26 protein-coding genes are annotated in these 23,537 nt (G+C 62.0%); 13 read left to right on the top strand and 13 right to left on the bottom strand.

What is annotated here, in order from left to right; translation table 11 throughout:
- Positions 1–3 precede the first annotated feature (3 nt).
- The 4 genes from FHU29_RS08885 to FHU29_RS08870 are packed head-to-tail and all read left to right on the top strand — an operon-like array spanning position 4 to position 4,717.
- Entirely contained in the window at positions 4–699 is a 696-nt protein-coding gene (locus tag FHU29_RS08885) for an acetoacetate decarboxylase family protein (RefSeq protein WP_083962402.1), read from the top strand.
- 2 nt (positions 700–701) lie between these two features.
- A complete protein-coding gene (locus FHU29_RS08880; protein ID WP_064441138.1) occupies positions 702–2,195 on the top strand; it encodes a flavin-containing monooxygenase in 1,494 nt (497 codons plus the stop codon).
- Positions 2,196–2,197: 2 nt separating this feature from the next.
- Positions 2,198–3,925, top strand: coding sequence for a GMC oxidoreductase (locus FHU29_RS08875; protein WP_064441137.1), 1,728 nt, complete (start codon positions 2,198–2,200; stop codon positions 3,923–3,925).
- A 3-nt stretch (positions 3,926–3,928) separates the two neighbouring features.
- Positions 3,929–4,717 (top strand): alpha/beta fold hydrolase, encoded by a 789-nt coding sequence (locus tag FHU29_RS08870; protein ID WP_064441136.1) that lies wholly within the window; start codon positions 3,929–3,931, stop codon positions 4,715–4,717.
- On the opposite strand, the gene FHU29_RS08865 is transcribed toward FHU29_RS08870, so the two are convergent.
- Complete coding sequence (locus FHU29_RS08865; protein WP_064441135.1) at positions 4,698–5,870, bottom strand: acyl-CoA dehydrogenase family protein; 1,173 nt, start codon at positions 5,868–5,870, stop codon at positions 4,698–4,700. The genes FHU29_RS08870 and FHU29_RS08865 overlap by 20 nt on opposite strands.
- Positions 5,871–5,947: 77 nt before the next feature.
- On the opposite strand from FHU29_RS08865, the gene FHU29_RS08860 reads away from it, so the two are divergent.
- Together FHU29_RS08860 and FHU29_RS08855 are read left to right on the top strand one after the other, a co-directional pair.
- Positions 5,948–6,808 carry an enoyl-CoA hydratase-related protein gene (locus FHU29_RS08860; protein ID WP_064441134.1) on the top strand — a complete coding sequence of 287 codons (861 nt, stop codon included), beginning with the start codon at positions 5,948–5,950 and terminating at the stop codon, positions 6,806–6,808.
- Between the two features lie 4 nt (positions 6,809–6,812).
- The gene (locus FHU29_RS08855) at positions 6,813–7,481 is read left to right on the top strand and encodes a TetR/AcrR family transcriptional regulator (RefSeq protein ID WP_083962401.1); all 669 of its coding nucleotides are present in this window, start codon (positions 6,813–6,815) and stop codon (positions 7,479–7,481) included.
- A gap of 23 nt (positions 7,482–7,504) precedes the next feature.
- On the opposite strand, the gene FHU29_RS08850 is transcribed toward FHU29_RS08855, so the two are convergent.
- Positions 7,505–8,005 carry a hypothetical protein gene (locus tag FHU29_RS08850; protein ID WP_157095237.1) on the bottom strand — a complete coding sequence of 167 codons (501 nt, stop codon included), beginning with the start codon at positions 8,003–8,005 and terminating at the stop codon, positions 7,505–7,507.
- Positions 8,006–8,282: 277 nt separating this feature from the next.
- Here FHU29_RS08850 and FHU29_RS08845 point away from each other — a divergent pair, with 277 nt between their 5' ends.
- Complete coding sequence (locus tag FHU29_RS08845; RefSeq protein ID WP_064441131.1) at positions 8,283–10,070, top strand: AMP-dependent synthetase/ligase; 1,788 nt, start codon at positions 8,283–8,285, stop codon at positions 10,068–10,070.
- A 14-nt stretch (positions 10,071–10,084) separates the two neighbouring features.
- Here FHU29_RS08845 and FHU29_RS08840 read toward each other — a convergent pair whose 3' ends face one another.
- Positions 10,085–10,747, bottom strand: a complete 663-nt coding sequence (locus FHU29_RS08840) for a TetR/AcrR family transcriptional regulator (protein ID WP_064441245.1) — start codon at positions 10,745–10,747, stop codon at positions 10,085–10,087.
- Positions 10,748–10,837: 90 nt separating this feature from the next.
- On the opposite strand from FHU29_RS08840, the gene FHU29_RS08835 reads away from it, so the two are divergent.
- From FHU29_RS08835 to FHU29_RS08820, 4 genes are read left to right on the top strand one after another with little or no spacing between them, the layout of a single operon-like run.
- Complete coding sequence (locus tag FHU29_RS08835; protein WP_064441130.1) at positions 10,838–11,716, top strand: metal-dependent hydrolase; 879 nt, start codon at positions 10,838–10,840, stop codon at positions 11,714–11,716.
- Positions 11,713–12,762, top strand: a complete 1,050-nt coding sequence (locus tag FHU29_RS08830) for a PDR/VanB family oxidoreductase (protein ID WP_064441129.1) — start codon at positions 11,713–11,715, stop codon at positions 12,760–12,762. Before FHU29_RS08835 ends, FHU29_RS08830 begins: the two co-directional genes overlap by 4 nt.
- A gap of 12 nt (positions 12,763–12,774) precedes the next feature.
- Complete coding sequence (locus tag FHU29_RS08825; RefSeq protein ID WP_064441128.1) at positions 12,775–14,247, top strand: flavin-containing monooxygenase; 1,473 nt, start codon at positions 12,775–12,777, stop codon at positions 14,245–14,247.
- 3 nt (positions 14,248–14,250) lie between these two features.
- Positions 14,251–15,105: a short-chain dehydrogenase/reductase gene (locus FHU29_RS08820; RefSeq protein WP_064441127.1), complete on the top strand. Its 855-nt coding sequence runs from the start codon at positions 14,251–14,253 to the stop codon at positions 15,103–15,105.
- A gap of 15 nt (positions 15,106–15,120) precedes the next feature.
- Here FHU29_RS08820 and FHU29_RS08815 read toward each other — a convergent pair whose 3' ends face one another.
- The gene (locus FHU29_RS08815; protein WP_064441126.1) at positions 15,121–15,540 is read right to left on the bottom strand and encodes a YchJ family protein; all 420 of its coding nucleotides are present in this window, start codon (positions 15,538–15,540) and stop codon (positions 15,121–15,123) included.
- Positions 15,540–16,337 carry a hydroxypyruvate isomerase family protein gene (locus tag FHU29_RS08810; protein WP_064441125.1) on the bottom strand — a complete coding sequence of 266 codons (798 nt, stop codon included), beginning with the start codon at positions 16,335–16,337 and terminating at the stop codon, positions 15,540–15,542. The genes FHU29_RS08815 and FHU29_RS08810 overlap by 1 nt, the downstream gene beginning before the upstream one ends.
- Positions 16,338–16,361: 24 nt before the next feature.
- Between FHU29_RS08810 and FHU29_RS08805 the strand changes: the two genes are divergently transcribed.
- Complete coding sequence (locus FHU29_RS08805; protein ID WP_064441124.1) at positions 16,362–17,114, top strand: SDR family oxidoreductase; 753 nt, start codon at positions 16,362–16,364, stop codon at positions 17,112–17,114.
- A 108-nt stretch (positions 17,115–17,222) separates the two neighbouring features.
- Positions 17,223–18,614: a PQQ-binding-like beta-propeller repeat protein gene (locus FHU29_RS08800; RefSeq protein ID WP_064441123.1), complete on the top strand. Its 1,392-nt coding sequence runs from the start codon at positions 17,223–17,225 to the stop codon at positions 18,612–18,614.
- Here the strand turns inward: FHU29_RS08800 and FHU29_RS08795 are convergent.
- The 8 genes from FHU29_RS08795 to FHU29_RS08765 all read right to left on the bottom strand — a co-directional run bounded on the left by FHU29_RS08795 (position 18,611) and on the right by FHU29_RS08765 (position 23,453).
- On the bottom strand, positions 18,611–19,279 hold the full coding sequence (locus FHU29_RS08795) for a hypothetical protein (RefSeq protein WP_157095233.1): 669 nt from the start codon (positions 19,277–19,279) through the stop codon (positions 18,611–18,613). The two genes, FHU29_RS08800 and FHU29_RS08795, sit on opposite strands and share 4 nt — an antisense overlap.
- Positions 19,280–19,362: 83 nt before the next feature.
- Positions 19,363–20,022 carry a heme-binding beta-barrel domain-containing protein gene (locus FHU29_RS08790; RefSeq protein WP_064441121.1) on the bottom strand — a complete coding sequence of 220 codons (660 nt, stop codon included), beginning with the start codon at positions 20,020–20,022 and terminating at the stop codon, positions 19,363–19,365.
- A gap of 335 nt (positions 20,023–20,357) precedes the next feature.
- Complete coding sequence (locus FHU29_RS08785) at positions 20,358–20,663, bottom strand: DUF1416 domain-containing protein (RefSeq protein WP_064441120.1); 306 nt, start codon at positions 20,661–20,663, stop codon at positions 20,358–20,360.
- 2 nt (positions 20,664–20,665) lie between these two features.
- Positions 20,666–21,502 (bottom strand): sulfurtransferase, encoded by an 837-nt coding sequence (locus FHU29_RS08780; RefSeq protein ID WP_064441119.1) that lies wholly within the window; start codon positions 21,500–21,502, stop codon positions 20,666–20,668.
- A gap of 44 nt (positions 21,503–21,546) precedes the next feature.
- Positions 21,547–21,996 carry a DUF4395 domain-containing protein gene (locus tag FHU29_RS08775; RefSeq protein ID WP_064441118.1) on the bottom strand — a complete coding sequence of 150 codons (450 nt, stop codon included), beginning with the start codon at positions 21,994–21,996 and terminating at the stop codon, positions 21,547–21,549.
- 98 nt (positions 21,997–22,094) lie between these two features.
- Positions 22,095–22,181, bottom strand: a complete 87-nt coding sequence (locus FHU29_RS23850; RefSeq protein WP_369689863.1) for a putative leader peptide — start codon at positions 22,179–22,181, stop codon at positions 22,095–22,097.
- A 31-nt stretch (positions 22,182–22,212) separates the two neighbouring features.
- Positions 22,213–22,659: a thioredoxin family protein gene (locus FHU29_RS08770; protein ID WP_064441117.1), complete on the bottom strand. Its 447-nt coding sequence runs from the start codon at positions 22,657–22,659 to the stop codon at positions 22,213–22,215.
- Positions 22,656–23,453 carry an LmeA family phospholipid-binding protein gene (locus tag FHU29_RS08765; RefSeq protein WP_183377521.1) on the bottom strand — a complete coding sequence of 266 codons (798 nt, stop codon included), beginning with the start codon at positions 23,451–23,453 and terminating at the stop codon, positions 22,656–22,658. The genes FHU29_RS08770 and FHU29_RS08765 overlap by 4 nt, the downstream gene beginning before the upstream one ends.
- Positions 23,454–23,537: the final 84 nt, after the last annotated feature.

The raw sequence follows: 23,537 nt of genomic DNA, 5'->3' as shown, positions 1-23,537 counted from the left end.
CCAATGGAGCTCGCCGATCTTGTTCGTGTGCACGGGGTGCCAGAATCAGCACTGGATGCTGAAGTGGCAGAACGGCTTGGAGCGAACCAGGCGCCCGCGCCGTGGCAGTGCCTTGCCAGGTCGGTGCTGTGGTTCGGCCGGGGCGGAGTCGCGGCGGCACGCGCAGTCGCGCCCAGTGTCGGACGCGGAGGCAGAGCACTCGGTGTGATCGGCGGAATGGTTCAATACTTCGATACGCCTGTCGGCAGCTACGCCGAAGTGTTCGGTGCCGCTGGAATCCGCAACGGCCGAAGAGTCGTCGGCAGTGTCCCGTTCATGGCAGTCGATTCGGAAACGAGCCTGGTGGGCGGGCGCACGAACTGGGCGCTGCCCAAGACGCTAGCGACCTTTGAGGGTGCGCCAGAGGCCGGTAAGACCATGACCGCACAGGGGCGTGATTGGCACGTTCAGGTAACCGCACGCGCCCTCGGTCCAGCAGTGCCCATGCCAACGCTGTCCACGGCGCTGGCGCAGCAGTGGCCGGACGGTTCCGTGGGGCTAAGTTCGATGCGCGCATGGGGACGAGTGCGGCCAGCCATCGTCACCGTCGAAATAGACGCGCCGCCGACGCTATCTGGCTGGCTGCGTCCGGGCCGGCATGTGGGCGCCGTATTCGAATCGATGGAATTCACCCTCGGCCAGCCGCAGAAGGAGGCATGAGCATGGCCCGCGGAGAAACACAGAACACCGCCAGCCCCTCCGTCATCATCGTCGGTGCCGGCTTCGCCGGTCTCGGAATAGCTATGGAACTGCAGCGCGCAGGCTTCAGCGACTTCACCATTCTGGAGCGCGCGGACGACGTGGGTGGGGTGTGGCGCGAAAACACCTATCCAGGCGCTGGATGTGACATTCCGTCACCGCTGTACTCCTACTCGTATGAGCCGAAATCTGACTGGCCGAAACGCTTTTCGCTCCAGCCCGACATCCTCGAGTACATGCGTGACGTCGCCAGTAGGCGTGGCCTTTTCGAACACATTCGCTTTGGAACCGAGGTCACCGAAGCTGAGTTCAGCGAGGACGCGGGGCAATGGACAGTCCGTGTCTCGGGTGGTGCTGAGTTGACGGCCGACGTGGTGATCATGGCGGCAGGCCAGTTGTCCCGGCCTTCGATGCCACGCATGCCGGGCATCGAAAAGTTCGAAGGACAGTCCTTTCATTCCGCCGAGTGGGACCACAACGTGGCTCTGGAAGGCAAGCGCATCGCGGTCGTCGGCACTGGCGCGAGTGCCGTCCAGTTCGTTCCGGCCATCGCTCCCGATGCTGCGCATCTGACGCTTTTTCAGCGTTCTGCCGCCTGGGTGTTGCCGAAACCCGACGTCGAGTACCGGCCGTGGCACCACACTGTGTTCAAGAGGATTCCGCCGGTACGACTCGCGGAACGATTCGGATTCTGGGCCCTGTGCGAGTTTCTCTCGCTCGGTCTCGTCGACATCCCCGCGATCCAGCCCATGGTCGTCCGGATCGCGGAAAACCACCTTCGCAATCAGGTTCCGGACCCAGAGTTGCGCGCCAAACTTACGCCTGACTATCCGGCCGGCTGTAAGCGTGGCCTGTTCTCGAATGACTACTTTCCCGCGCTTACCCGCCCAAACGTCACGGTGGAAACCACCGGGATCAGGGAAGTCACCGAAACTGGCGTGGTGACTGAAGACGGCGTGCACCATGAGGCCGACGTGATCATTTACGGCACCGGCTTCAAGGGCACGGAGTTTCTGTGGCCGATGAAGATCTTCGGGGCTGGACGCCAGGCGCTTCAGGATGTGTGGGGGCCCAAGGGAGCCCGCGCCTACCTCGGCATGGCGATACCCGAGTTTCCCAACCTCTTCGTCATGTACGGGCCGAACACCAACCTTGGGGTCGGTTCGATTGTCTACATGATCGAGTCGCAGGCGCGCTATATCCGCCAGGCAGTCGAGGTCCTCGCCCGTCGTCCGGGGCGCTACCTGTCGGTCCGCCCCGACGTCGAGGAAGCATTCGACGCGAAGCTGCAGAAACGCTTGGACCTGAGCCCGTGGAACTTCTGCTCGAGCTGGTACCGCAATGCCGCTGGCCGGATTACCAACAACTGGCCAGGCACAGTCTCCGCGTACCGGCGAAAAACTCGCCGCTTCAAGCTCAGTGACTATCAACTCGTCTCCGCACGGAAGGGCTCCTGACAATGAGGTCGACCCGCAGGACTCACTACGACGTATTGGTGATCGGCTCTGGTTTCGGTGGCAGCGTCACCGCGCTTCGTCTCACAGAGAAGGGCTACAAGGTCGGAGTGCTCGAAACTGGGCGCCGTTTCGCCGACAACGAGTTCGCGAAAAACTCCTGGCATCTGCGCGAATACCTCTGGGCCCCCAGACTGGGATGTTTCGGCATCCAGCGATTGACGCTGCTCAACGACACTTTCGTGATGAGTGGATCGGGTGTGGGCGGCGGGTCCCTGGTGTACGCGAACACGCTGTACGAGCCGCCCGAGCCGTTCTACAAAGATAAGCAGTGGGCGCACATCACCGATTGGTCCTCGGAACTCAAACCTCATTACGACCAGGCGAGCCGGATGCTGGGTGTGAATCTGAACCCGGCAACCACCCCATCCGATCGCGTACTCCTCGAAGTCGCGAGAGACATGGGGATCGAGGACACTTACCACCGCACTCCGGTGGGGGTGTTGTTCGCTGACAAAGACGCGAAACCCGGCGGGGAAGTGCCTGACCCCTATTTCGGTGGCGAAGGGCCCGGCCGCAGAACGTGCACGCACTGCGGCGAATGCATGACGGGATGTCGGCACGGCGCGAAGAACACCCTGGTCAAGAACTATCTCTACCTCGCGGAGCGGGCAGGCGCGACCGTACATGAGAGGACCACCGCGACAACCGTGCGTCGTGCGCTGGGCGGCGGCTACACGGTTGACACGGTGCGTACGGGCCGCTGGGTGCGTAAAGACAAGCAGACGTTCACCGCCGATCACGTGGTTTTTGCGGCTGCCGCACTCGGTACTCAGAAGCTGCTGCACCGCATGCGCGACGAGGGGCACCTGCCAGAGATTTCTCCTCGGCTGGGTGAACTCACCCGCACGAACTCTGAAGCCGTTCTGGCAGCCAAATCGCTGAGCAACGACGCAGATTTCACAAAGGGCGTCGCGATTACATCGTCGATCCATCCCGACGCGGTCACTCATATCGAGCCCGTCCGTTACGGGAAAGGCAGCAATGCGATGGGGCTGCTCAACACGGTTCTGGTGGATGCCAAAGAGGGAAAACGCCGGTGGGTGCTCGGTTTGCGCGAGTTATGGCGCGCTCGGCTCCGATTGTGGCGTGCCCACAATCCTCGCCGCTGGTCTGAGCGCATGATCGGCTTGCTCGTGATGCAGACTGTCGACAACTCGATCACCACCTACACCAAGCGTGGGCTGTTCGGCCGCAAACTGTCCACCAAGCACGGCCAGGGAGCGGCGCCGCCGGTGTGGATTCCAGTGGGCAACGAAATCGCCCGCCGGGTTGCCGAGAAGATCAATGGTATCCCGCTCGGATCGTGGACAGAAATGGCGAACATCCCGATCACGGGACACTTCATCGGCGGCTGCCCGATCGGTGACTCGCCGCAGACCGGCGTCGTTGACGCTTACCATCGGGTGTACGGATATGAGGGCCTGCACATTGCCGACGGTTCGACGATTTCGGCCAACCTCGGTGTGAACCCGTCCTTGACGATTACCGCGCAGGCGGAACGTGCAATGTCGTTGTGGCCCAATAAGGGCGAAGCTGATCAGCGGCCTCCGCTGGGGTCCAAATACGAGCGGCTGAGCCCAATCGCCCCGCGCAAGCCGGTGGTGCCGAGCAGTGCGCCGGGCGCGCTTCGGCTCGATATCACGCCAGTGCAGCGGGCAGCAGGGGAGTAGGCCATGGAATATGTGGTCCGCGGCGAAGGTGAGCCGCTCGTTCTCATCCACGGCATCGGCAGCCGCTGGCAAGTGTGGGAGCCCATACTCGACATGCTTGCCTATGACCATCAGGTTTGGGCTGTTGACCTGCCGGGCTTCGGGAGCAGTCACGCCACCGGAACACAGGCTGGCGTAGAGCATCTCATCGACTGCATGCGGACGTTCTTCTCTGAGAAGGGGATCGAGCGCCCGCACTTGGCGGGAAATTCGATGGGTGGCGGTATCAGTCTTGAACTGGGAAGGCGAGGATCCGCCCGCTCCGTTACCGCCTTCTCGCCCATCGGGTTCTGGAACACCGCGGAACGGTTGTGGACGCAGGCTGCCCTGCGAGGGTCACGGGCTCTCGCGCGTCATGCCGCCGGAGTAGTACCGATGGTCGCGGGTAATCGCGCGTCGAGGGCAGCGCTGTTCAGTTTGTTCTACGCCGACACCGCCTCGCTGACTATTGAGGAGATCCTCGGCGACGTGGACGGACTCGGAGGCGCGGAAGGCTTCGATGCTGCCCTCGCATCGTTCTCCACCTACCGCGCCTCGCCGGTGACTGAGGTGCCAGTGACGGTGGCGTGGGGGAGCCGCGACCTGCTGCTTCCCTACTGGACACAGCACCGTCGTGCGCGTTCGCTCCTCCCCGGCGCGAACCACGTGACGCTCCCGGGCTGCGGGCATGTTCCCATGCGTGACAATCCCGGGTTATGCACGGAGACCATTCGGCACACAACCCGGGAAGCTGTCACAGCGAACGAGCGATGAGTTCCTTCATTACTTCGTTCGCGCCGGCATAAATCTTCTGGATCCTCGAATCGGTGAAGATCTTCGCGATGGGATATTCCATCGTGTAGCCGTACCCGCCAAACAGCTGCAGACACCGGTTCGCAACGTCACATTGCTGTTCGGTTAGCCAGTATTTGGCCATCGCCGCGGTCGCGATGTCGAGCTCACCGCGCAAGTGCTTCTCGATGCAGTCGTCGAGGAACACGCGGCCGATCTGGGCGACACTTGCGCAGTGTGCGAGCTCGAAACGGGTGTTCTGCAGCGCGAAGAGCGGCTTCCCGAACGCCATGCGCGACTTTGTGTAGTCGGTCGTCAATTCGACAGCAAGTTCCATGCTCGCGACGGCAGCGCCAGCAGCGATGAGGCGCTCCTGGGGAAGTTGCTCCATCAGCTGGTAGAAACCCAGACCTTCGGCTTCGCCGAGAAGATGCTCCGCGGGCACTTTGAGGTTGTCGAAGAACAGCTCGGTGGTGTCCTGGCCCTTTTGGCCGATCTTTTCGAGGATGCGACCGCGCTCGAAACCGGGGGTGTCGTCGCCTACCTCAGCGACGAGCAGCGATACTCCGGCAGCGCCTTTCGACGTGTCAGTTTTCGCGGCGATGATGACGAGGTCGCAGTTGCGGCCGTTGGAGATGAACGTTTTCGCGCCGCTGATCAGGTAGTGGTCCCCTTCTCTCACCGCGCGGGTGGTGATGCCCTGCAGATCAGATCCGGCGCCCGGCTCGGTCATGGCGATTGCGCCGATCCATTCGCCGGATGTGAGCTTCGGCAGCCACCGGCGCTTCTGTTCCTCGCCGGCGTAGGCGAGCAGGTAGTGGAGTACGACGCCGGTGTGCACGCCGAGCTGCATTGAGCTCTCGCATGCACGAACCTGCTCGGTGAAGAGCACGATCTCGTGCGCGAAAGTGCCGCCGCCACCACCGTATTCCTCGGGGATCGACATTCCGAGCAGACCTAGTTCACCGGCTTTACGGTAAACGTCCCGGTCGGGGAAGCCTTGCGCAATGAAGCGGTCGGTGTGCGGGGTGACCTCTTTGGCGAAGAACTTCAGGGCCAGATCGGCTACCGCTGTGAGCTCCTCGTCCATCCAGCGAGGCGTGGACTTCGCTGGCGAGGGGGCAGTTGCAGTCATGTGGTCCTCCAGATGTGGTTGCTACACATCGTCTGCCACTATTGGCAGAATGTCAATAAACCCTTATTGTGGTAGTTATGTCGCAAAGCGTGAGCAGTGTGAGCAAGTACGAAGCCATCGACTACCGGGTGTCTGATCGCGTCGCAACGGTCATGCTCAACCGTCCCCAAGCCGGAAACGGCTACACGATCACGATGGCGAATGAACTCGAGAGCGCACTAAGTCGTGCGGACGCAGATCCCGAAGTTCGGGTGGTCGTACTGGCAGGTGCAGGTAAGAACTTCTGTGTCGGCGCGGACCTATCCGGTGGCGGTTTCGACGTCACAGACAACGAGGAAACGTTCGACGACACATGGTGTGAACCCGCGGGCCGTTGCTCGATGCAGATCTTCCGCATGAACAAACCCGTTATCGCCGCCATCAACGGCGCCGCAGTGGGCGCCGGGTCGACCATCATCCTTAGCGCTGACTACCGGCTCGCAGCGGAGGGGGCACGCTTCGGCTTCGTATTCAGCAAACGCGGAATCTACCCCGAAGGGGCATCAACGTGGTTCCTGCCGCGACTTGTTGGCCTCGGTCGCGCGATGGACTGGATGATCAGTGGGCGTGTTTTTGGTGCAACGGAAGCGCACGAAAGCGGTCTGGTGACGAGTCTCCATTCTCCGGGTGAGCTGCTCGACGCCGCGTACGAACTGGCGCACACTCTCATTGCGACCACCGCGCCAGTGTCGGTAGCCGTTATCCGCCAGATGCTCTACCACTGTGCCTCGATGCCGTCTCCCGAGGACGTCCAGCGCCTGGACTCTCGCCTGATTGCCAGCCTTCCTGCCAGCGCTGATGCGAAGGAAGGCGTTGAGTCCTTCCTTGAGCGACGCGCGCCAGAGTTCCCCGGAGCGGTCCCGGCGGATATTCCGCCGTGGCTGCCGTGGGTAGATTAGACGGGTGAGCGAAGCGATGAGCCAGGATGCGAGCGCCGGGGTAGTCCCGCTGCGCGAGGATGCGGCGGCATCCCGGTCACGGCGCCAGCGCTTTGAGCCGGACGAACGCCGGAAGCAGATTCTGCGCGCGGCGATCCGTGTTTTCGAGGAGAAGTCGTACGGAAGCGTATCTACAACTGAGCTAGCGCAGGCTGCAGGCGTGACCCGCGGGCTCATGCACCACTACTTCGGTACCAAGCGGGAGCTGTACATCGAAGTGATCAGGGTGCTGGTGACGGTCCCCGAGATGGACGAGGTCGGCAGTGCCGCCGGGAGTGTCGAGGAACGGGTTGATTCGTGGATCGCGGGTTTCCTTGACTTTATTGAGCGTCACGGCAGGCTGTGGGTCTCGGCTGTATCAGCAGAAGGATTTGGCGGGGACCCGGATGTGATGCGGGTGCTTGATGAGGCTGATGACATTGCCGCATCACGCCTGATCGAGGTCGTAGGGTTAGGCCGGTTCGAGTCGTCGGAAGACGATTTGCGTGCCATGATCCGTGCCTACGGGGGCGTCGTGAAAGCCGCTGCCCGCGAATGGGTCCTGCGCGGGTCGCTGTCCCGTGAGCGTGTGCACGCGATGTTGCGCGGTGCGCTGCTGGGGATTGTGCGCGAAGCCCTCGTCTGGGACGCGTAGCGAGGTGTCGTGGGCTCCTCCGGCTAATTCAGGGGAACGTCCTGAGCGCCATACGCGACTAGTTGCATCAGACCTCCGGAATCGATGAACACCGCAACATCGCTGAAGGACTCCGGAACCTCGCCGTCGAGGACGCGAATTCGGTAACGGAACTCGCCATTTGTCAGCGATGGCTCAGTCAGTTCCACGACAGCTACTGATTGCTCGCCGCCGCTAGTGAAAACCAGCCCAGCGTTTGGCGGATCCTCGGCAAAACTATCGGCGGACTGAGACCAGGACTCAATAAACACATCGTGCGGTACATCGCCAGACTGCCGGTCCGGTCGACTTGTGAACCACGTGGTCGTGGGCGCGATCCCCGCCAGCGTCAGTGCGCCAGCCCGGTATGTTCCCTCTGTCGCAGACTGGACGAACAGGTAGGCATGGCCGGCCGCATCGGTGTTTTCACTGTCTTCGCCAGACCCACATCCGGCAGCGACGACGCATGCAGATACGAATCCGCTCAGAAGCACCCTTCGCAACACGGGATGACCCCTCTCGGCTGCCCCGGTACCGGACAAAATCACTTTACCGGACCAGACTAATCCGGCCGGTCTCATTCACTGTTCCGGAACGTGAATCATTTCTGACCCTGCCCTGACTCACTATTGGCATTATGTCAATAGTGAGTTACTGTGTGTCCTGTACCACCGCCTGGCCCCGGCGCCTGCGCCCAGGCGGTGCCACTTCGCAGCAACGAGCCTTCTGAAGTGCTAACCGTGGCGCTGATTCGAAGAACACCTCCCACCGCAAGGAGCGGCGATGACGAAAACACGATCCTCCCAGGCCAGCACGATGTGTGAAGCCTTCCAGAACACTGTTCGCGACTTTGCAGCCCGAACTGCGGTCCGCACGCCCGGAGGTGCGACAACCTTGACGTGGGGCCAGTACGGCGAACGAGTGCGGACCATCGCCGCGCAACTGCATTCCCTCGGGGTTCGGCACGGAGACACAGTGGCGCTCATGATGACGAACCGGCCAGAGTTTCACCTGATTGACACGGCCGCGCAGCACCTCGGGGCGATTCCATTCTCGATCTACAACACGTCTTCACCCGACCAGATTCGTTACCTCTTCACTGACGCGGAGAATGCTGTCGTTGTCTGCGAAAAGGCCTTTGTGCCCGTACTGGCCGACGGTGCACGCGAAACCAGCGTGAAGCATGTAGTTTGCATCGACGGCGCCCCTTCCGGAGCTGTCGCGCTGGAAGACGTGCCACTCAGCGAGTTCGACTTCGAACGCGCCTGGCGCAGCGTGACGCCGGACGACGTGCTCACGCTCATCTATACCTCGGGTACCACCGGCTCGCCGAAAGGTGTCGAACTCACCCACAAAGGCATGCTCGCGCAGGTCGAAGGCTCTGAGCTACTCATGGATATGACCGCGGACGATCGCGTCATCTCGTTCCTCCCGAGCGCTCACGTCGCCGATCGATGGTCAGCGCTCTACATCCAGGCCGTCTGTGGAAACCAAGTCACCTGCGTCGCGGACCCTAAGCAGGTCGTCGGTGCATTGGCGGACGTGCGACCGACCTTCTTCGGCGCGGTACCGACGGTGTGGCAAAAGATCCGCGTTGCGCTACTCGCAGCAGTCGAGGGCGAGCAAAGCCCTGTGAAGAAGCGGCTTGGCGCCTGGGCGCTGTCCGTCGGACAGGAGATGGCGGGGGCCAAAACGACTGGTGGGCAGCCAGGACGGAAGCTCGCTGCGCAGTACGCCCTTGCCGACAAGCTGGTTCTGAGCAAGATCCGCCACAAGATTGGACTCGATCAGGCGCGTCTCGCGCTCTCCGGCGCCGCGCCGATCGCGCCAGATGTGATCAAGTTCTTCATCGGACTCGGCATTCCACTTTCGGATGCGTGGGGCATGTCCGAACTCTCTGGACTTAGCACCATGAGCCACTCCGGTCAGGTTCGGCTGGGCACAGTTGGTAAGCCAGCGCCAGGTGTGTACGCGAAACTCGCTGACGATGGCGAACTGCTCATTTCTGGACCGATTCTCATGCGCGGTTACCGCAACCGGCCCGAGCAGACAGCCGAAGCGGTCGACAGCGACGGCTGGCTGCATACGGGGGACATCGCGTCGATCGACTCGGACGGCTATATCAGCATCGTCGATCGTAAGAAAGAAATCATCATCAACGCTGGCGGCAAGAACATGTCGCCCGCGAACATAGAAAATGCAGTTAAGGCGGCTTGTCCGCTGATCTCACAGGTCGTCGTCATCGGCAACGATCGCAAGTACAACGTTGCGCTGGTCGTTCTTGATGAGGAGGCTGCTACCGCGTTCGCGAAGCAGCGCGGCATCAGCAGTGAGCTTTCGGAACTAGTCGCGAGCCCTGATCTTCGGGAAACGATTGACGCAGCGGTCGCCACCGCGAACAGCGCCCTATCCCGTGTGGAGCAAATTAAGCGCTACAGCGTGCTCAGCGAATATTGGGAGCCAGGATCAGAGATGCTGACGCCCACGATGAAACTGCGCCGCAAGCCGATCGATTCGCTATATGCGGCGGAGATCGACAGCCTTTACGACGAAGCTGCCGCCAGGGTGTGAAGGCGCCACGGGCTTCAGCGCGACGCGGGCTCCTGCGGTCCAGCCGCATGCCGGTTAAGCATTCCTACGACCAGCTCAGTGCAGTAGCTGACGAGCCGTTCGCGCGGGAGGTCGAGTCGCCCCTCAGTCCAGTCGAGGAAGAGCGTCACCACCGACCCTGAGAGGGCGGAGGTATCGAGCTGTATGCGTGTCTGATCAACGTCAGTCGCAACGGCTGCATCACTGAGAAATTCGACTGCTGTCGACAGGATGAAGTGCGGCAGCGCATCGAGCGCATGCTCCCGCAACGTGTTGTCCGCAAGGGATTCGCGAAGCAGAAGGCGCGCAGCCCGAGGGTCGTGATCGAAAAAGCGGGCCGCACAATCGAATGCGGCATAGCACTTTGGTTCCATACCCTCTTCGTCAGCCATCGCACCGGCGACTCTCTGCTGCAGCTGTTCGACGGTCCGGTCGAAAACCGCGAAAAGCAGGGCGTCACGGTCGGGGAAGCTCTCGTAGAAGTATCGCGGCGAGAGACTGGCTGCCCGCGTGACTGCTCGCATGGTGAGCGCGGCCACGCCTTCGTTAGCCACGAGTTCGAGGGCAGCGTCGAGTAGTTGCTCGCGCCGCTCATCTGCGCGGTCGTGGAGGGTTTGCCCGCGCCACTTCTTAGCTGGTGCTGGGCTTTCCGTAGTCACTTGCCCATGGTACTTGACACTACTGTCACCTAGTGGAATCATCTGATTCAAGTTGAATCGGTTGATTCCAGTTAGGCAAAGGAGCCTTGCATGGGTGTGACATCGAGCCGCTATGAGGACCAGGCGTACGCGATCACAGCGCGCAATGTGAAGTTCGATTGGGAGGGTGTGCCTTTGCACTACCTCCCGGGTGAACCTGTGGCCACCCAGTTCTTCAATTTCATGCATCTCGTCCTCCCTGAGGGCGAACGCGCTATGGCAGCGGCGCTCGCTGAGGCGCTGCCGCACATCCACGACGACCGCCTGCGCGAAGAGGTCCAGGGCTTCGTCGGGCAGGAGTCGATGCACGCAAGTTCGCACGAAGGTGTGCGCGAGCACCTAGAACGCAACGGTGTCCCTGTACAGCCCGTGATCGACCGCATGCACTATCTCGTCGACCACGTGATGGCGGACCGGGGCCTCACCGGGCGTGCCAGAAAGGAGTGGCTCAAAGAGCGCTTAGCGCTATACGCGGCGATGGAGCACTTCACTGCCGTCATAGGTCAATGGTTTCTCGACAACGACAAGATCGACGACATGCATCCAATGATGCTTGACCTAATTCGCTGGCACGGTGCGGAGGAAGTCGAACACCGCAACGTCGTCTTTGATGCGTTCCAGTACCTCGACGGCAGCTACGGGAGGAGGGTGCGCACCGGGCTTCTCGGTGCCGCGACACTCGCGGTGCTGTTCGCGATTACGATGCGGCACCTCGTGCGCACCGACCCGGAACCGGCGAAATCCAAACACCCCGTCCTCGATTTCATAGCCGCCACTCGGCGCGGCAAGATCCCCAGCGTCATGATCTTCCTTTCCGAGATGCCGCAGTATCTGCGCCCGAACTTCCATCCGTCTCAGATGGGCAGCCTCGACAAGGCCATCCGGTATCTGGCGCTGTCACCCGCAGCGCGTGCCGCGGAGGCGTCATGAACGAGGTGCGGGTCGAGCCAACTCTGAAGGCAATCGTCGGCGCGGCCCGCGCCTATCGCAACGTGGTGGTCAGCAGTCCCGTCCCAGTACTGGCTGCGCCGAAGCCGGTCCGGCATAGCGGCTACGACTTTGAGCTCGTAGTTCAGGAGGCTGTCGCTGTCGCTGACGATGTCATCAGTCTCAGACTTGCAGCGCCGGACAACCTCGCTTTGCCCACGTGGACACCGGGAGCACACCTCGACGTCTTCTTACCCTCTGGCAGGCAACGCCAGTATTCGCTCTGCGGCGACCCCACCGACCGGAGCTACTACCGTATCGCGGTCCGCCGGGTACCCAATGGGACGGCGTCGGCTGAAGTGCACGAGCACGTAAAAGCGGGGGATTCACTCCGCGTTCGCGGCCCGCGCAACGCGTTCAGCTTCATCGATGCCCCCGCCTATGTGCTGCTAGCCGGTGGCATCGGTATCACGCCGATCTTGCCGATGTTTCGCGCCGCCGCGCATGCCGGAGTGCCCACGAGGCTGGTCTACACAGGCCGCACCCGTGCGTCGATGCCTTTTGTCGCGGACATCGAATCGATCGGCGCGCAATCGCGAATCTTGCCTGACGACGAGTACGGCGCGCCTAATCTGACGGAGCACCTGGTCGACATTCTGCCCGGCGCGGCCGTCTACGTATGCGGCCCGCCACCAATGCTCGAGTCCGCGCGCACACTTCTGCCGCAAGTCAACAGCACAGCCTCGCTCCACATGGAACGTTTCTCCGCCGCGCCAGTGCGTGGGGGTGCGCCATTTCAGATCATGCTGGCGCGAACGGGCAGCACAGTTGACGTCGCGGCCGACGAGACTGCGCTCGCCGCGATCCGGCGCGCGTTTCCCGGGGTCGCGTACTCCTGTCAGCAAGGCTTCTGCGGCTCCTGCAAAACGCGAGTGTTGCATGGCGACGTTGATCACCGCGACCGCCTGCTCACCGAACCCGAACGCCAGCACTCGATGCTCACCTGCGTTTCGAGGTCGGTGGACGGCCCCCTGATCCTGGACATATAAGGAGTGAACTCAATGGCGAGATCCTCACACGGCGAGCATGTTGGCGTTGCCATCATCGGAGCCGGTTTCGCGGGTATTGGCTTATCCGTCAAACTTCGAGAAGCAGGATTCACCGATTTCGTTGTCCTCGAACGTGCTTCGGAAATCGGCGGGGTGTGGCGGGACAACACGTACCCCGGTTGCGCATGTGATGTGCCATCCCACCTGTACAGCTACTCGTTTGCGCCTAACCCAAACTGGACCCGAACCTACGGCAGGCAACACGAAATCCTCGCTTACCTGCGCAAGGTCGCGGGCGACAACGACGTTGTGCGGCACATACGTTTGGATTCTGAACTTCTCGATGCGCGGTGGGAGGACAACGAGAACCAGTGGAGGATCAAAACGAGCAGCGGATCACTCACTGCGCGCATACTCGTCACGGCAACTGGGCTTTTCACCGACGCGTCGATACCAGGGCTGCCGGGACTCGAACGGTTCGAAGGGGCGAAGTTCCACTCGCTGCACTGGGATCATGACCACGACCTGACTGGGGAACGTGTCGCAGTCATCGGTACAGGTGCCTCGGCTGTGCAGTTCATCCCGGAAATTCAGCCGATCGTCAAGCATCTCACTGTCTTTCAGCGCAGTGCCCCGTGGATCGTCACCCGCATGGACCGGCCAACTCTGGCACTCGAGCGTGCGCTGTTGCGCCACGTTCCGGCCATGCAGCGCGGATTGCGCTCCGCGTATTACGGCATGATCGAGAGCTTCGGTCTGCCGGGCTTCGTCGACCGCCGGTTCCGGCATCCATTCGAAGCGCTCGGGAGAATGCAACTGCTCCGGCAGGTTCGTGACCCGGAACTCCGGCGAAAACTCACGCCCGACTACATGATTGGCTGCAAGCGCGCGATCTTCTCAGACTCCTACTTTCCCGCACTTACCCAGCCGAACGTCACAGTCGAAACGAGTGGGATCCGGGAGATCGGACGGCACAGCATCACCACCCACGACGGCCGTGAGTATCCGGTTGACACCATCATCTTCGGTACTGGCTTTACCATGCCGGCAGGCGCTGGATCGCGGATTTTCGGCCCAGACAGCACGTCGATGGGGGAACGGTACGAGCAGCGCCCCCAAAGCTATCTCGGTGTCGCGACCACTGGCTTTCCCAACGCTTTTTCGATTCTGGGCCCGTTCGGCGCCGTAGGGAACCAGTCCGCGATCTTCATGATCGAACTGCAGATCAGTTACATCATCGACGCACTGAACAAACTCGACACCATTGGGGCTCAGCGTGTCGAGGTCCGGCCCGACGTGCAAGACGCATTCCTCGCCGAAGTCGAGCGACGCAGCGAACACACGGTGTGGCTCCAAGGCGGATGCAATAGCTACTACACCACAGCCGACGGCCGGAACGCGGGACTGTACCCGAACTGGAGCTTCGAATATCGAAGCCGCGTCAAGCAATTCAACACCGACGACTATCGGATTAGGGCGGGCTGAGAAGTGACGAGGACTGCGCTGGATGTGCATGGCAAAGTCGCGCTGGTTACCGGCGGCGGGGGCGGGATCGGCTTCGAGGTTGCGCGGCACCTAGCTGACCGCGGTGCCCGCGTTGCGATTCTCGATGTCGACGAAGCCGCCGCCATCGGTGCAGCGGAGGCAATTGGTCAGGGTGCGCGTGGCCTGGGCGCGAACGTGGCGGATCGGGAAGCGATGACGCTGGCGGTCAAGAAAATCCAGGCTGACCTTGGCCCCGTCGCGGTCGTTGTCGCCAACGCTGGCGTCACTCCACAACCTGCCACGCTGCGGCTGATGGACGACGCGGAGTTCGATCGAGTTGTGAGCATCAACCTCACCGGCGTGTACAACACTGTCCGTCCCGTGCTCGATGACATCGTCGCGACGCGGGGCCACGTTGTTGTGGTCGCCTCGGTCGCCGCGTTCGCGCCAGGCATGGGCGGTTCGCCGTACATGATCACCAAAGCGGCTGTCGAACAGCTAGGGCGCGCATTGCGCATCGAGTTAGCTGTGCATGGTGCGACAGCTCAGGTGGCGTACTTCGGGATCGTTGAAACGGTGATGACGCGCGGCATGCTCGACGAGGACGAACTTGGCCGCGAACTCGGCGGACGGTTCCCGTGGCCGTTCAATCGGCGCATCTCCGCCACGGATGCTGCGAAGACAATATGCGACGGGATAGCCCGTCGGTCCGCCAGGACCATCGCGCCCAGCATGTGGGCACCGTATGCCCTGCTGCGCGGCGTGATCAATGTCGGCTTCGACGCACTGCTTGTGCGTGACAAGCGCACGCACCGCATGATCTCCAGACTCGAGGACAGGCTGGGCGCCAGGAAATGACTCCGCCTGCTCCGGTCAGGGCAGGATCTGACCGTCGACGTACAGCCAGCGGCCCTGCTCGCGAACGAATCGGCTCACTTCGTGCAGGGAGCCGCGTTCGCCGGAATGTCGGTAGTGGGCCCGAAACTCCACGATGCCGTCCTTGTCGAACGGGCCGCCTTTGTCGGTGCGGATAATTTCGAGCCGCCGCCACGTCTGCTCAGGATCGAGTTCAAGCACATCCGGCCTTGTCCTCGGATGCCATGACGTCAGCAGGTAGTCGACCGCGCCGACAGCGAAGGCGGTGTAGCGAGAACGCATGAGCTGCACTGCTGTCGGTGCCGCGGTCGCACCGTTGATGATCTGTCCGCAGCAGTTCGCGTACGTCTCACCATGCTGACACGGGCACAGCTTGTCTGCCGGGTAGGGTCGCGCTTCGTCTGCCACGGTTCGCATTATCCCGCGAAGCCGTCGCGCGCCAGCCACGAAAAGGGGTCAGAGGCAGCCGACACATACTCCAGCGACACGTAGCCGTCGTAACCGGTCTCGCAGATTTGCGACAAGTAGTCCGTCAGCGGCAGATCTCCGGTCCCTGGCGCCCCGCGCCCCGGCACATCCGCAATCTGGACGTGCCGGATGTAGTTGCTGAAGCGGGTGATCGCAGTGGGAATGTCCTCCCCGTTCACAGCCAAGTGGTACAGGTCCGCGAGCAGACCGATGTTGGCCCTTCCCACACGTTCGATTACCTCAACGGCATCCCGCGCCAGCTGCAGTGGATAGGCAGGAAACCCGCTGACCGGTTCCAGCAACACGCACGCGCCGATGCGCGCCGCAGCTTCTGCGGCGAGCACGAGATTCTCGGTGGCAAGCTCGTCCTGCATTTCCGGCGCCACCCCATCAACGCGATTGCCGTAGAGCGCATTGAATCCCGCCGCTCCTAGCTGCTCACCGATACCCACAACCACCTCGATGTTGTCGCGAAACTCGGAGATACGCTGCGGGTCGGACAACAGCCCCCGGTCACCGTCTGCGAGGTTCCCTGCCGCGAAATTCAGGTGTGACAGCGTCACACCGGCGTTGGACACGGCGCGGACAAACTCGTCCACCTCGCGGTCACCAGGCACCGCACAGTCGAATGGCCACCAGAACTCGACAGCGTTGAATCCAGCATCGCGGACAGCGTGCGGTCGCTCGAGAAGCGGCAGGTGGGTCAACAGGATCGAACAGTTGACGGTGTAGGAATAAGGAGACATCACCGACGATCGTAGGGGAGCGGTATGAGGCAGACGGGTACTGCGCCTGTTGCAGTCGTTACGGGTGCCGGGTCTGGCTTGGGCCGGGCCATCACTCGCGCGATGCTGGGAGCAGGCTTCCGAGTCGCGCTCGCCGGACGTCACACGGAAAGTCTGACGGAAACCGCTGGCGACAGTGGTCAGGCACTTACCGTCGCCACGGATGTCACGGACGAGGCGTCGGTGCGAGCCCTGTTCGGGACTGTCCGCGATGCGTGGGGGCGTATCGACGTGCTGGTCAACAACGCCGGGACGTTCGGTCCGGTTGGCGGAATCGACGAGATCACCGTCGAGGAGTGGCGGGCGACCGTCGACGTCAATCTGACCGGATACTTTCTGTGCGCGGCAGAAGCTATGCGGCACATGAAAACCCAGGATCCCGTCGGTGGGCGGATCATCAACAACGGCTCGATATCAGCACATGTCCCGCGGCCTGGAACCGCAGCCTATGCGGCGACCAAGCACGCGATCACCGGTCTCACAAAGTCCATCTCGCTTGATGGCCGTCCCTACAACATCGCGTGTGGCCAGATCGATATTGGCAATGCTGCCACCGATATGACGCACGGTTTCGCGGCAGGGGCGAGGCAGGCAGATGGCAGCGTAAAGCAGGAGCCCACGTTCGATGCTTGTCATGCGGCCGAACAGGTGCTGCACATGGCGCAGCTGCCACTCTCTGCCAACGTCCAGTTCGTCACACTGATGGCGACAACGATGCCGTACATCGGACGAGGGTAGCCGCGGCTTCACGCATGACTCGCCGCGCTCGCGGGGATCGGACATGCCGCTCATGCACGCGTATTGTCGTGGTTGGCGGTGGGTCTCCAAAATGCAGGGGGAGCGTCTATGTCATCTGACGGCGCAGGAACGCGCGCGCTGACAGTGCTGGCACTGGCAGGAATGCTTGTTTTTTCGGCCTGCGCGGGCCCTGAGGACGGTCAGCCAACAGATCCAGCGGACCCCACTGATGCCCCTGTTGAGGCGCCCGAGCGGCTCCTCGAATCCGAATGGACGGTCGATGCGTCGAGCATCGCTGAAGGAGGGGTGTTCGTTCGCCCCGCCCGGTTGGGGCCGTCGCCCGTGAGTGATGCGCCGACCGGAGCGCATGAGGTGGGTGACGTGCTCGTCACCACTGTCCGAAGCGACGTGAATTCATCCGAGTACACCAGCGCGCAGGTTCCTGAGCAGGTGCTGGTCGCCCTCGATAGGGCGGATGGTGAGGTGTTGTGGACGCAGCAGGTCACCGGCGCGCTGACGTGCGCTGAGGACGAGATCGAGGGACTGCTGCCCTGCCTGGTCGGCGGGGACCCGCATGAACCGGGTACGGGAACGAGTCCGGCGCCCTCCGAACCCGCGGAGCTGCGGTTCTATCGGCTGAGCGACGGCGAGGTCGCCTCGAGCTTCCCCGCTGAGGCGGCACGAGAGGTCGCCGTTTCCGATGGGTCTGTCTTCCTGGCCTGGCAGGATCCCTACGATCAGCCCGATCGGGCAGCGACGATCACGCGGGGAAGTATTGACGATCCCGAGGGTGACTGGCGGCGCGAGTATCCGCTCAACCCGGACTGTGACACGGGCGTTCAGGGCTTCTGGCTCGAGGCCGCCGACGGTGTCGTGCTTTTCCGCGGCGAACAGTCCTTCGTCGCCAGCGCTGACGATGGCACGCGGACACCAGATGAGTCATTGTATTCCGTAGCTCGCGTCCCCGGCCACGGGTACATCGTCGACCTCTGCGAATCCGGAAACGGTGCAGCGATATTCACGCTCGAGGGGGAGGAAGTCGCACGATATGACGACCCGGGGAACGTCATCTCGGTGGTGAGCCGTTCGGGTTCCACAGATTCGCCCGTGTACCTCGTCAACGGTGCTGCGTTGCATGATTTCGAGACTGGCGAACTGCTGTGGGATCGGGACCCGCGGTACTTCTGGGTGCTCGGAATTGTTGGCGACGTAGCGCTAGCGTCCGGCAGCGCACCCGGCGGTCCGACACTCGGATTGGACGCCCGAACAGGCGAGCAATTGTGGAGCTCGCCGTTCGGGGAATTCGGCTGGGTCTTGGGTGCGGTTGGCGACGATATGGTGACGCGCGGGCACAACCCAAGTGAAGTCGCAGGTATCGCGCTTGATAAAGGCGAGCGTGTGTGGTCGTTTGAGGTTCCCGACGTAGCGCGGGTCGACATGATCGACGACGGGGTCGTCGTGAGCACGGCAGCGCAATTGGTGGTCTACAGCACGAACTAGGGAACGTGCTTCTGGTGTCTGACGAAGTCGATCGCGCAGCCCGCAAACCCAGCAGTCAGAACGACCCACGCGATGTAGAAAACGATCGCTGACGCCGCGAACCACGCCGCGGGAATGCCTAGCGGGGCGACGATCAGCGCAGCACCTGCCCATTTTGGTGCGCCCTCGCCCCGCAGGATCGCTATGCCGAGCAGGATCAGGCCGATAAGACCGGCAAGCCACACGAATCCCAGGATCCCCGACGGGAGTTGATCCGCGGAGGCGAAAAGCGCAGCGATCGTTTCGGGTTCGAGGTTGTTTTCCAGCGCGATGTAACTCAAGTCTTCGTAGTCCAGCGATATTGGAATGGCGAGGCCGAATGCGATGACCATCCCGATTAGGCCAAGAATGCGTGAGTAGTACCGTGCGACACGGCCCAAAGTGAGGATTGCGACAACCCAGAAAAATGTGGAGATGGCGAAGAGCCAGGCGATCAGTAGGTAGGAGTCGCGGTGGGCATCAAACTGCTCGATCGCTTCGACACCTTCCACCCCAAGTTCGACCGGGTGCAGAAAGATTGCGGCGACCACGGTTGCCGGTGCGAGCACGGTGCTGACTGCCATGAGGTAGCGAGCCGTTACCGGAAGCTCCATGTGGCTGGGCGCGGATTGAGTTGTTGCATTCATGACGGCGACCTTGCAGCGCAACTGCGATCAATACAGTAATGGTCCGCCTGCCTGGCTCGACGCGTCAAGAGCGCCGTGCTGGCCTATCCGGCGAATCGGTGCAGCCGTGCCGAAAGCCGAGGTATTAGCTGACCGTCGGCATTGATGCGTTCTTCCACATAGGCAAGGTCACCGTCGGCGACGATGCCGTAGAGCCGCTTGGCGCCACCTACTACTTCGGCAGACTGGCTGCGGATAACCACATCGGTTGCAAGTTCCCAGGAAGATTGGGTGCGGGCCTCGCCGTAATAAAGCTCAATGACACCTGATGTGTGGGTGAGCAAGAATTCGAGGACTTCCTCGCCGTCCGAGTCAGCAACTCGCCAGAAGCCACTTTCGCGCAGGTCTGGCTTCACGTAGTTGCCGTCGTCGTCGATGACCCAGCTTCTCGCGTCCCAAGTCAGGTAGTCGCCGCCGTCATGGCTGACCACGATCTGCTGCCCGAACTTGTAGTCGCCGCTCTTCGGATCGTTCCCTTCGCCCTCACCGCGCCACACACCAACGAGGGGGAGGAGCGCAAGGAGCGCGTCACTCAGATTGGGGCCTTCACGAAGGTTGGCCGTGTCATCCGGTAACGGCAGGCCGGGGAGGCTCGGGACATTGCGCGCTGCAGTCGCTTTTGCCCGCGCAGCGGCAGCCGCAACCGCCGCGTTAGCGCTACCTGGTTCCGGCTTGGGAGCTGGCGTGTCGTCCCGCTCAGTCACTGCTTCTGCTCGTCGGTGACGAGGCGATACACCACGTACACAGCGAACCAGGTGATAAGCACGCTCGACAGCACCAAGAGGATCTCGAAGAAAATCACCACGTTCTGAGTGTATCGGGTGCGGCCGGTCACAACGACACGGCCCCGGCCCTTCCCGCCTCGCTCACGTTCACACTGCAGATGTGTCGCTCACACGGGCTATAGCCGTGGTGAACTGCACGTGAGGGGTGTGAAGCGCAGTTGGACTGTGAGAACGCAGCAGGCCCGGACCGCATGCGTGCGATCCGGGCCTGCTTTCGGGGCCGGCTGCGAGGAGGCGGCAACCGGCCAGTTGGCTTACTTGCTGACGGTGATGCTCACTTCGTGGACGCCAGCTGACTCGGGGCTGACAGATGCCTCACCGTTGCCGGACGCGGACAGTGCGCGCACGGTCCACGTTCCGGGTGCCGCGAAGAAACGGAAGTCACCGCTGCCGGATGCGACAACCTCGGCGGTGAACTCGCCGGTGCTGTCGAGGAGGCGCACGAACGCGCCACCGATCGGATCGCCGGCCTCGCCGACGACCTTTCCGGTGATGACGGTTTCTTTTTCCGCATCAACACCGGCGGGAAGGTTCTGTCCCTGGACTGGTGCACCGCACATAATTACTTCTCCCCCAAAGCGATCGGGACGCCGACGAGTGAACCGTATTCAGTCCAGCTGCCGTCGTAGTTCTTGACATTGTCGTATCCGAGCAGCTCGCGGAGCGCGAACCACGTGTGGCTGGAGCGCTCGCCGATGCGGCAGTAGGCAATGATGTCCTTGCCGTCGTCGAGGCCTTCCTCTTTGTACAGCTGGCGGAGTTCGTCATCGGACTTGAAGGTGCCATCTTCGTTGGCGGCCTTGCTCCACGGAACACTGATCGCGGTGGGGATGTGGCCCGCGCGCTGTGACTGCTCCTGCGGAAGGTGCGCAGGAGCAAGAATCTTGCCGCTGAACTCGTCAGGTGAGCGAACGTCGACGAGGTTCTTATTGCCGATAGCATCGATTACTTCGTCGCGGAATGCGCGGATAGCGACATCCTGCGGCTTCGCGCTGTAGTTAGTGGCCTCGCGCTTAGGAACTTCCTGGACGAGGGGCCGACCGTCGAGTTCCCACTTCTTGCGTCCGCCGTCAAGAAGTTTGACGTTCTCGTGGCCGTAAAGCTTGAAGTACCAGTAGGCGTATGCAGCAAACCAGTTGTTGTTGCCGCCGTAGAGAACCACGGTGTCGTCGTTCGCGATGCCCTTTTCGGACAGCAGGGCGGAGAACTGCTCCTGGTTGACGAAGTCGCGGCGGACCGGATCCTGCAGATCGGTCTTCCAGTCGATCTTCACAGCGCCCTCGATGTGGCCACCGTCGTAGGCGGTGGTGTCCTCATCGACCTCAACAAAGACGGTCTTGGGGGCATTGAGGTTCTGCTCGGCCCAGTCTGCGGAGACTAGGACGTCGGAGCGAGCCATGGGTTTCCTTTCGTGTGTGATTCAGTGAGGAGTAACGAGAAACGTCATGCAGCGGAGCTGCGACTGCCTGAGCGTAGCTGTGCCACAAGCGGATACATCTGGCAACCGAGGCAGATGCCGAACGCGGCGTTGAGGAATGCGGCGATGAATGCCAGCCCGGTGAAGATCTGGCCAGCAAGTACCGCGCCGCTGATGTAGCCGACAAGGGCGGCGACAGCGAAGAGGAGACCGACCAGTTGGGCGAAACGCACTGGTGCCGCTGGTTCGCGCTCACGAACTGGGCCAATGCGCGGTGCTACTACGTTGGCGAAGAGCATGCCGTAGGGGCTGCGCCGGGGGCCTAGTGCGGCTCCGAGGGCAAAAACTATTGCCTGGATCGCGAGTAGTACCCACCAGCCGGTGACCAATGTGAGTGCGAGAACGGCTGACGTGATCCACGCCGCGAAACGCGGACCGCGGACATCAACGTTCTGAGGTGTGAGGGGGGTAGACATTCTTTCTGCTCCTGTTATCGAACCCGACCCGCGAGGCGGGTCCGTAGAAGGGGATCGGCAGGGAACAGCGGCGTGCGATTAACCGGGGCTGTTCCTGATCAGCAACAGGGACAGCAACAACCTCCGAGGCGGCACAGATCAACTGCGCGGCGACGGGTGAGCAGCAGCTCATGGTTGGCTAACACGCTAGCTAGGGTACTCCGTCATCTCGATTTGTCAGCTTTTATGTCCAGAGACTGGGATGAGTGCCTCGCGGAGAGCGGACGCCGTGGGCACACCGGGGATCCGGTACCGCTGCTGCATCGCCGCGTCATAGACCAGTGTGGTGGGCAGTGAACGGACCCCAAGAGTCCTGGTCAGCTGCGGATAGTCGTCGATATCAAGTTCGATGTGAGTGACGTGCGGAAACTCGGGAAGCGTCGTCGAAATGACTCTGCGGACAGCCGCGCACGGTCCGCACCAATCGGCGGTGAAATGCACGACGGTAGGTCCATCCGCCGACAGGCCCGCTTCGAGGAGTTCGGTGGTTGCTGGTCCAGCAGGAGCATCGGCGCCGACAGCCGGTGCGGGCGCGGCGAGTACAGCGCCATTGCGCCGCTGCCACCAAATGCCAACGGCGGTCGCGATCGCCGTCGCGCTGCTCAGGATGAGGAGGCCACTCACTGGCCGCCGCCCTCACCGAAGGCGTTTCGCTTAAGTAGCTCGAGTGACACGTTCTCACCTGATCCTTCGACTACGAGCCTGCCGCCCTGCGGAAATGCCACAGCGGGTGCAAGCCCGAAAGGGACTTCCTGGACATCAATCGTTATCGAAAAAGAACGCAGGACTTCCTCATGTAATTCCTCAGGAACCGGATTTTCCCAGGAGCCGTCGCGTCCCGTGTAGTAGCGGAGCGGGTCAATGTGCAGTTGAGTGCCAGCGAGCCGGAGCCGCGCCTCGACATTCACTGCCTCGGTTATCCCGAGGTCTGGGAACGACGCGGTCAGCAGTACTGGGCGGAAACGCGCGATGGTTGTCGGGGTCGCGGTTCCGAATGCGTCAATGACGCCAGTGGGCAGTGGGGTTATGCGCAGGTCCGGGATATCGAAGAATTCGCCGAGTTCGATCTGGTGCATGACGATTCTGCCCTCGAGTTCGCGGGCGTGAAGAGCGTCCGTGCGGCGGACGTACCAGGCTTCTGGCTCGAGCGTGACGTCCTCGAGATTCGCTTCGATTGTCACTCTGCCTGCGATGTCGGTCTCGACACGGTCGGCTCGAATCTCGATTCCATGGAATTCACCGCGCGCCGCCTGAAGCAAGAACGGAAAGCCGTGGATGACCACGTCCGGGTCAGCACTTAACTCCGCGCTTGCGCGCAGTGCCCGGGAGATTCGGTGTTCGGTATACGCGGCGGTTCCGAGTTCGGCAAGAACCAGCACCACGACGACTCCCAGGGACCCAATGATCAGCTTCCGCACACCCTTATTGTTACTGACACCCGGCGGTGGAATGTCCGGACGGTAAGAGTGACGCGATACTCTTACTGAGTTCGCGCGAGCTTA

This window comes from Hoyosella altamirensis (assembly GCF_014191505.1).
Classification (GTDB): Bacteria; Actinomycetota; Actinomycetes; order Mycobacteriales; family Mycobacteriaceae; genus Hoyosella; species Hoyosella altamirensis.
The sequence above is the reverse complement of the archived record's forward strand: the minus strand, read 5'-3'. Positions and strand labels throughout refer to the sequence as shown.

What these genes read in the sequence shown, in the direction of transcription:
- FHU29_RS08865 (WP_064441135.1), bottom strand. Translation starts at nt 5,870, where the DNA reads ATGACTGCAACTGCCCCCTCGCCAGCGAAGTCCACGCCTCGCTGGATG.
- FHU29_RS08875 (WP_064441137.1), top strand. Translation starts at nt 2,198, where the DNA reads ATGAGGTCGACCCGCAGGACTCACTACGACGTATTGGTGATCGGCTCT.
- FHU29_RS08815 (WP_064441126.1), bottom strand. Translation starts at nt 15,540, where the DNA reads ATGCGAACCGTGGCAGACGAAGCGCGACCCTACCCGGCAGACAAGCTG.
- FHU29_RS08785 (WP_064441120.1), bottom strand. Translation starts at nt 20,663, where the DNA reads ATGTGCGGTGCACCAGTCCAGGGACAGAACCTTCCCGCCGGTGTTGAT.
- FHU29_RS08830 (WP_064441129.1), top strand. Translation starts at nt 11,713, where the DNA reads ATGAACGAGGTGCGGGTCGAGCCAACTCTGAAGGCAATCGTCGGCGCG.
- FHU29_RS08845 (WP_064441131.1), top strand. Translation starts at nt 8,283, where the DNA reads ATGACGAAAACACGATCCTCCCAGGCCAGCACGATGTGTGAAGCCTTC.
- FHU29_RS08800 (WP_064441123.1), top strand. Translation starts at nt 17,223, where the DNA reads ATGTCATCTGACGGCGCAGGAACGCGCGCGCTGACAGTGCTGGCACTG.
- FHU29_RS08780 (WP_064441119.1), bottom strand. Translation starts at nt 21,502, where the DNA reads ATGGCTCGCTCCGACGTCCTAGTCTCCGCAGACTGGGCCGAGCAGAAC.
- FHU29_RS08860 (WP_064441134.1), top strand. Translation starts at nt 5,948, where the DNA reads ATGTCGCAAAGCGTGAGCAGTGTGAGCAAGTACGAAGCCATCGACTAC.
- FHU29_RS08805 (WP_064441124.1), top strand. Translation starts at nt 16,362, where the DNA reads ATGAGGCAGACGGGTACTGCGCCTGTTGCAGTCGTTACGGGTGCCGGG.
- FHU29_RS08795 (WP_157095233.1), bottom strand. Translation starts at nt 19,279, where the DNA reads ATGAATGCAACAACTCAATCCGCGCCCAGCCACATGGAGCTTCCGGTA.
- FHU29_RS08835 (WP_064441130.1), top strand. Translation starts at nt 10,838, where the DNA reads ATGGGTGTGACATCGAGCCGCTATGAGGACCAGGCGTACGCGATCACA.
- FHU29_RS08885 (WP_083962402.1), top strand. Translation starts at nt 4, where the DNA reads ATGGAGCTCGCCGATCTTGTTCGTGTGCACGGGGTGCCAGAATCAGCA.
- FHU29_RS08870 (WP_064441136.1), top strand. Translation starts at nt 3,929, where the DNA reads ATGGAATATGTGGTCCGCGGCGAAGGTGAGCCGCTCGTTCTCATCCAC.
- FHU29_RS08880 (WP_064441138.1), top strand. Translation starts at nt 702, where the DNA reads ATGGCCCGCGGAGAAACACAGAACACCGCCAGCCCCTCCGTCATCATC.
- FHU29_RS08775 (WP_064441118.1), bottom strand. Translation starts at nt 21,996, where the DNA reads ATGTCTACCCCCCTCACACCTCAGAACGTTGATGTCCGCGGTCCGCGT.
- FHU29_RS08825 (WP_064441128.1), top strand. Translation starts at nt 12,775, where the DNA reads ATGGCGAGATCCTCACACGGCGAGCATGTTGGCGTTGCCATCATCGGA.
- FHU29_RS08810 (WP_064441125.1), bottom strand. Translation starts at nt 16,337, where the DNA reads ATGTCTCCTTATTCCTACACCGTCAACTGTTCGATCCTGTTGACCCAC.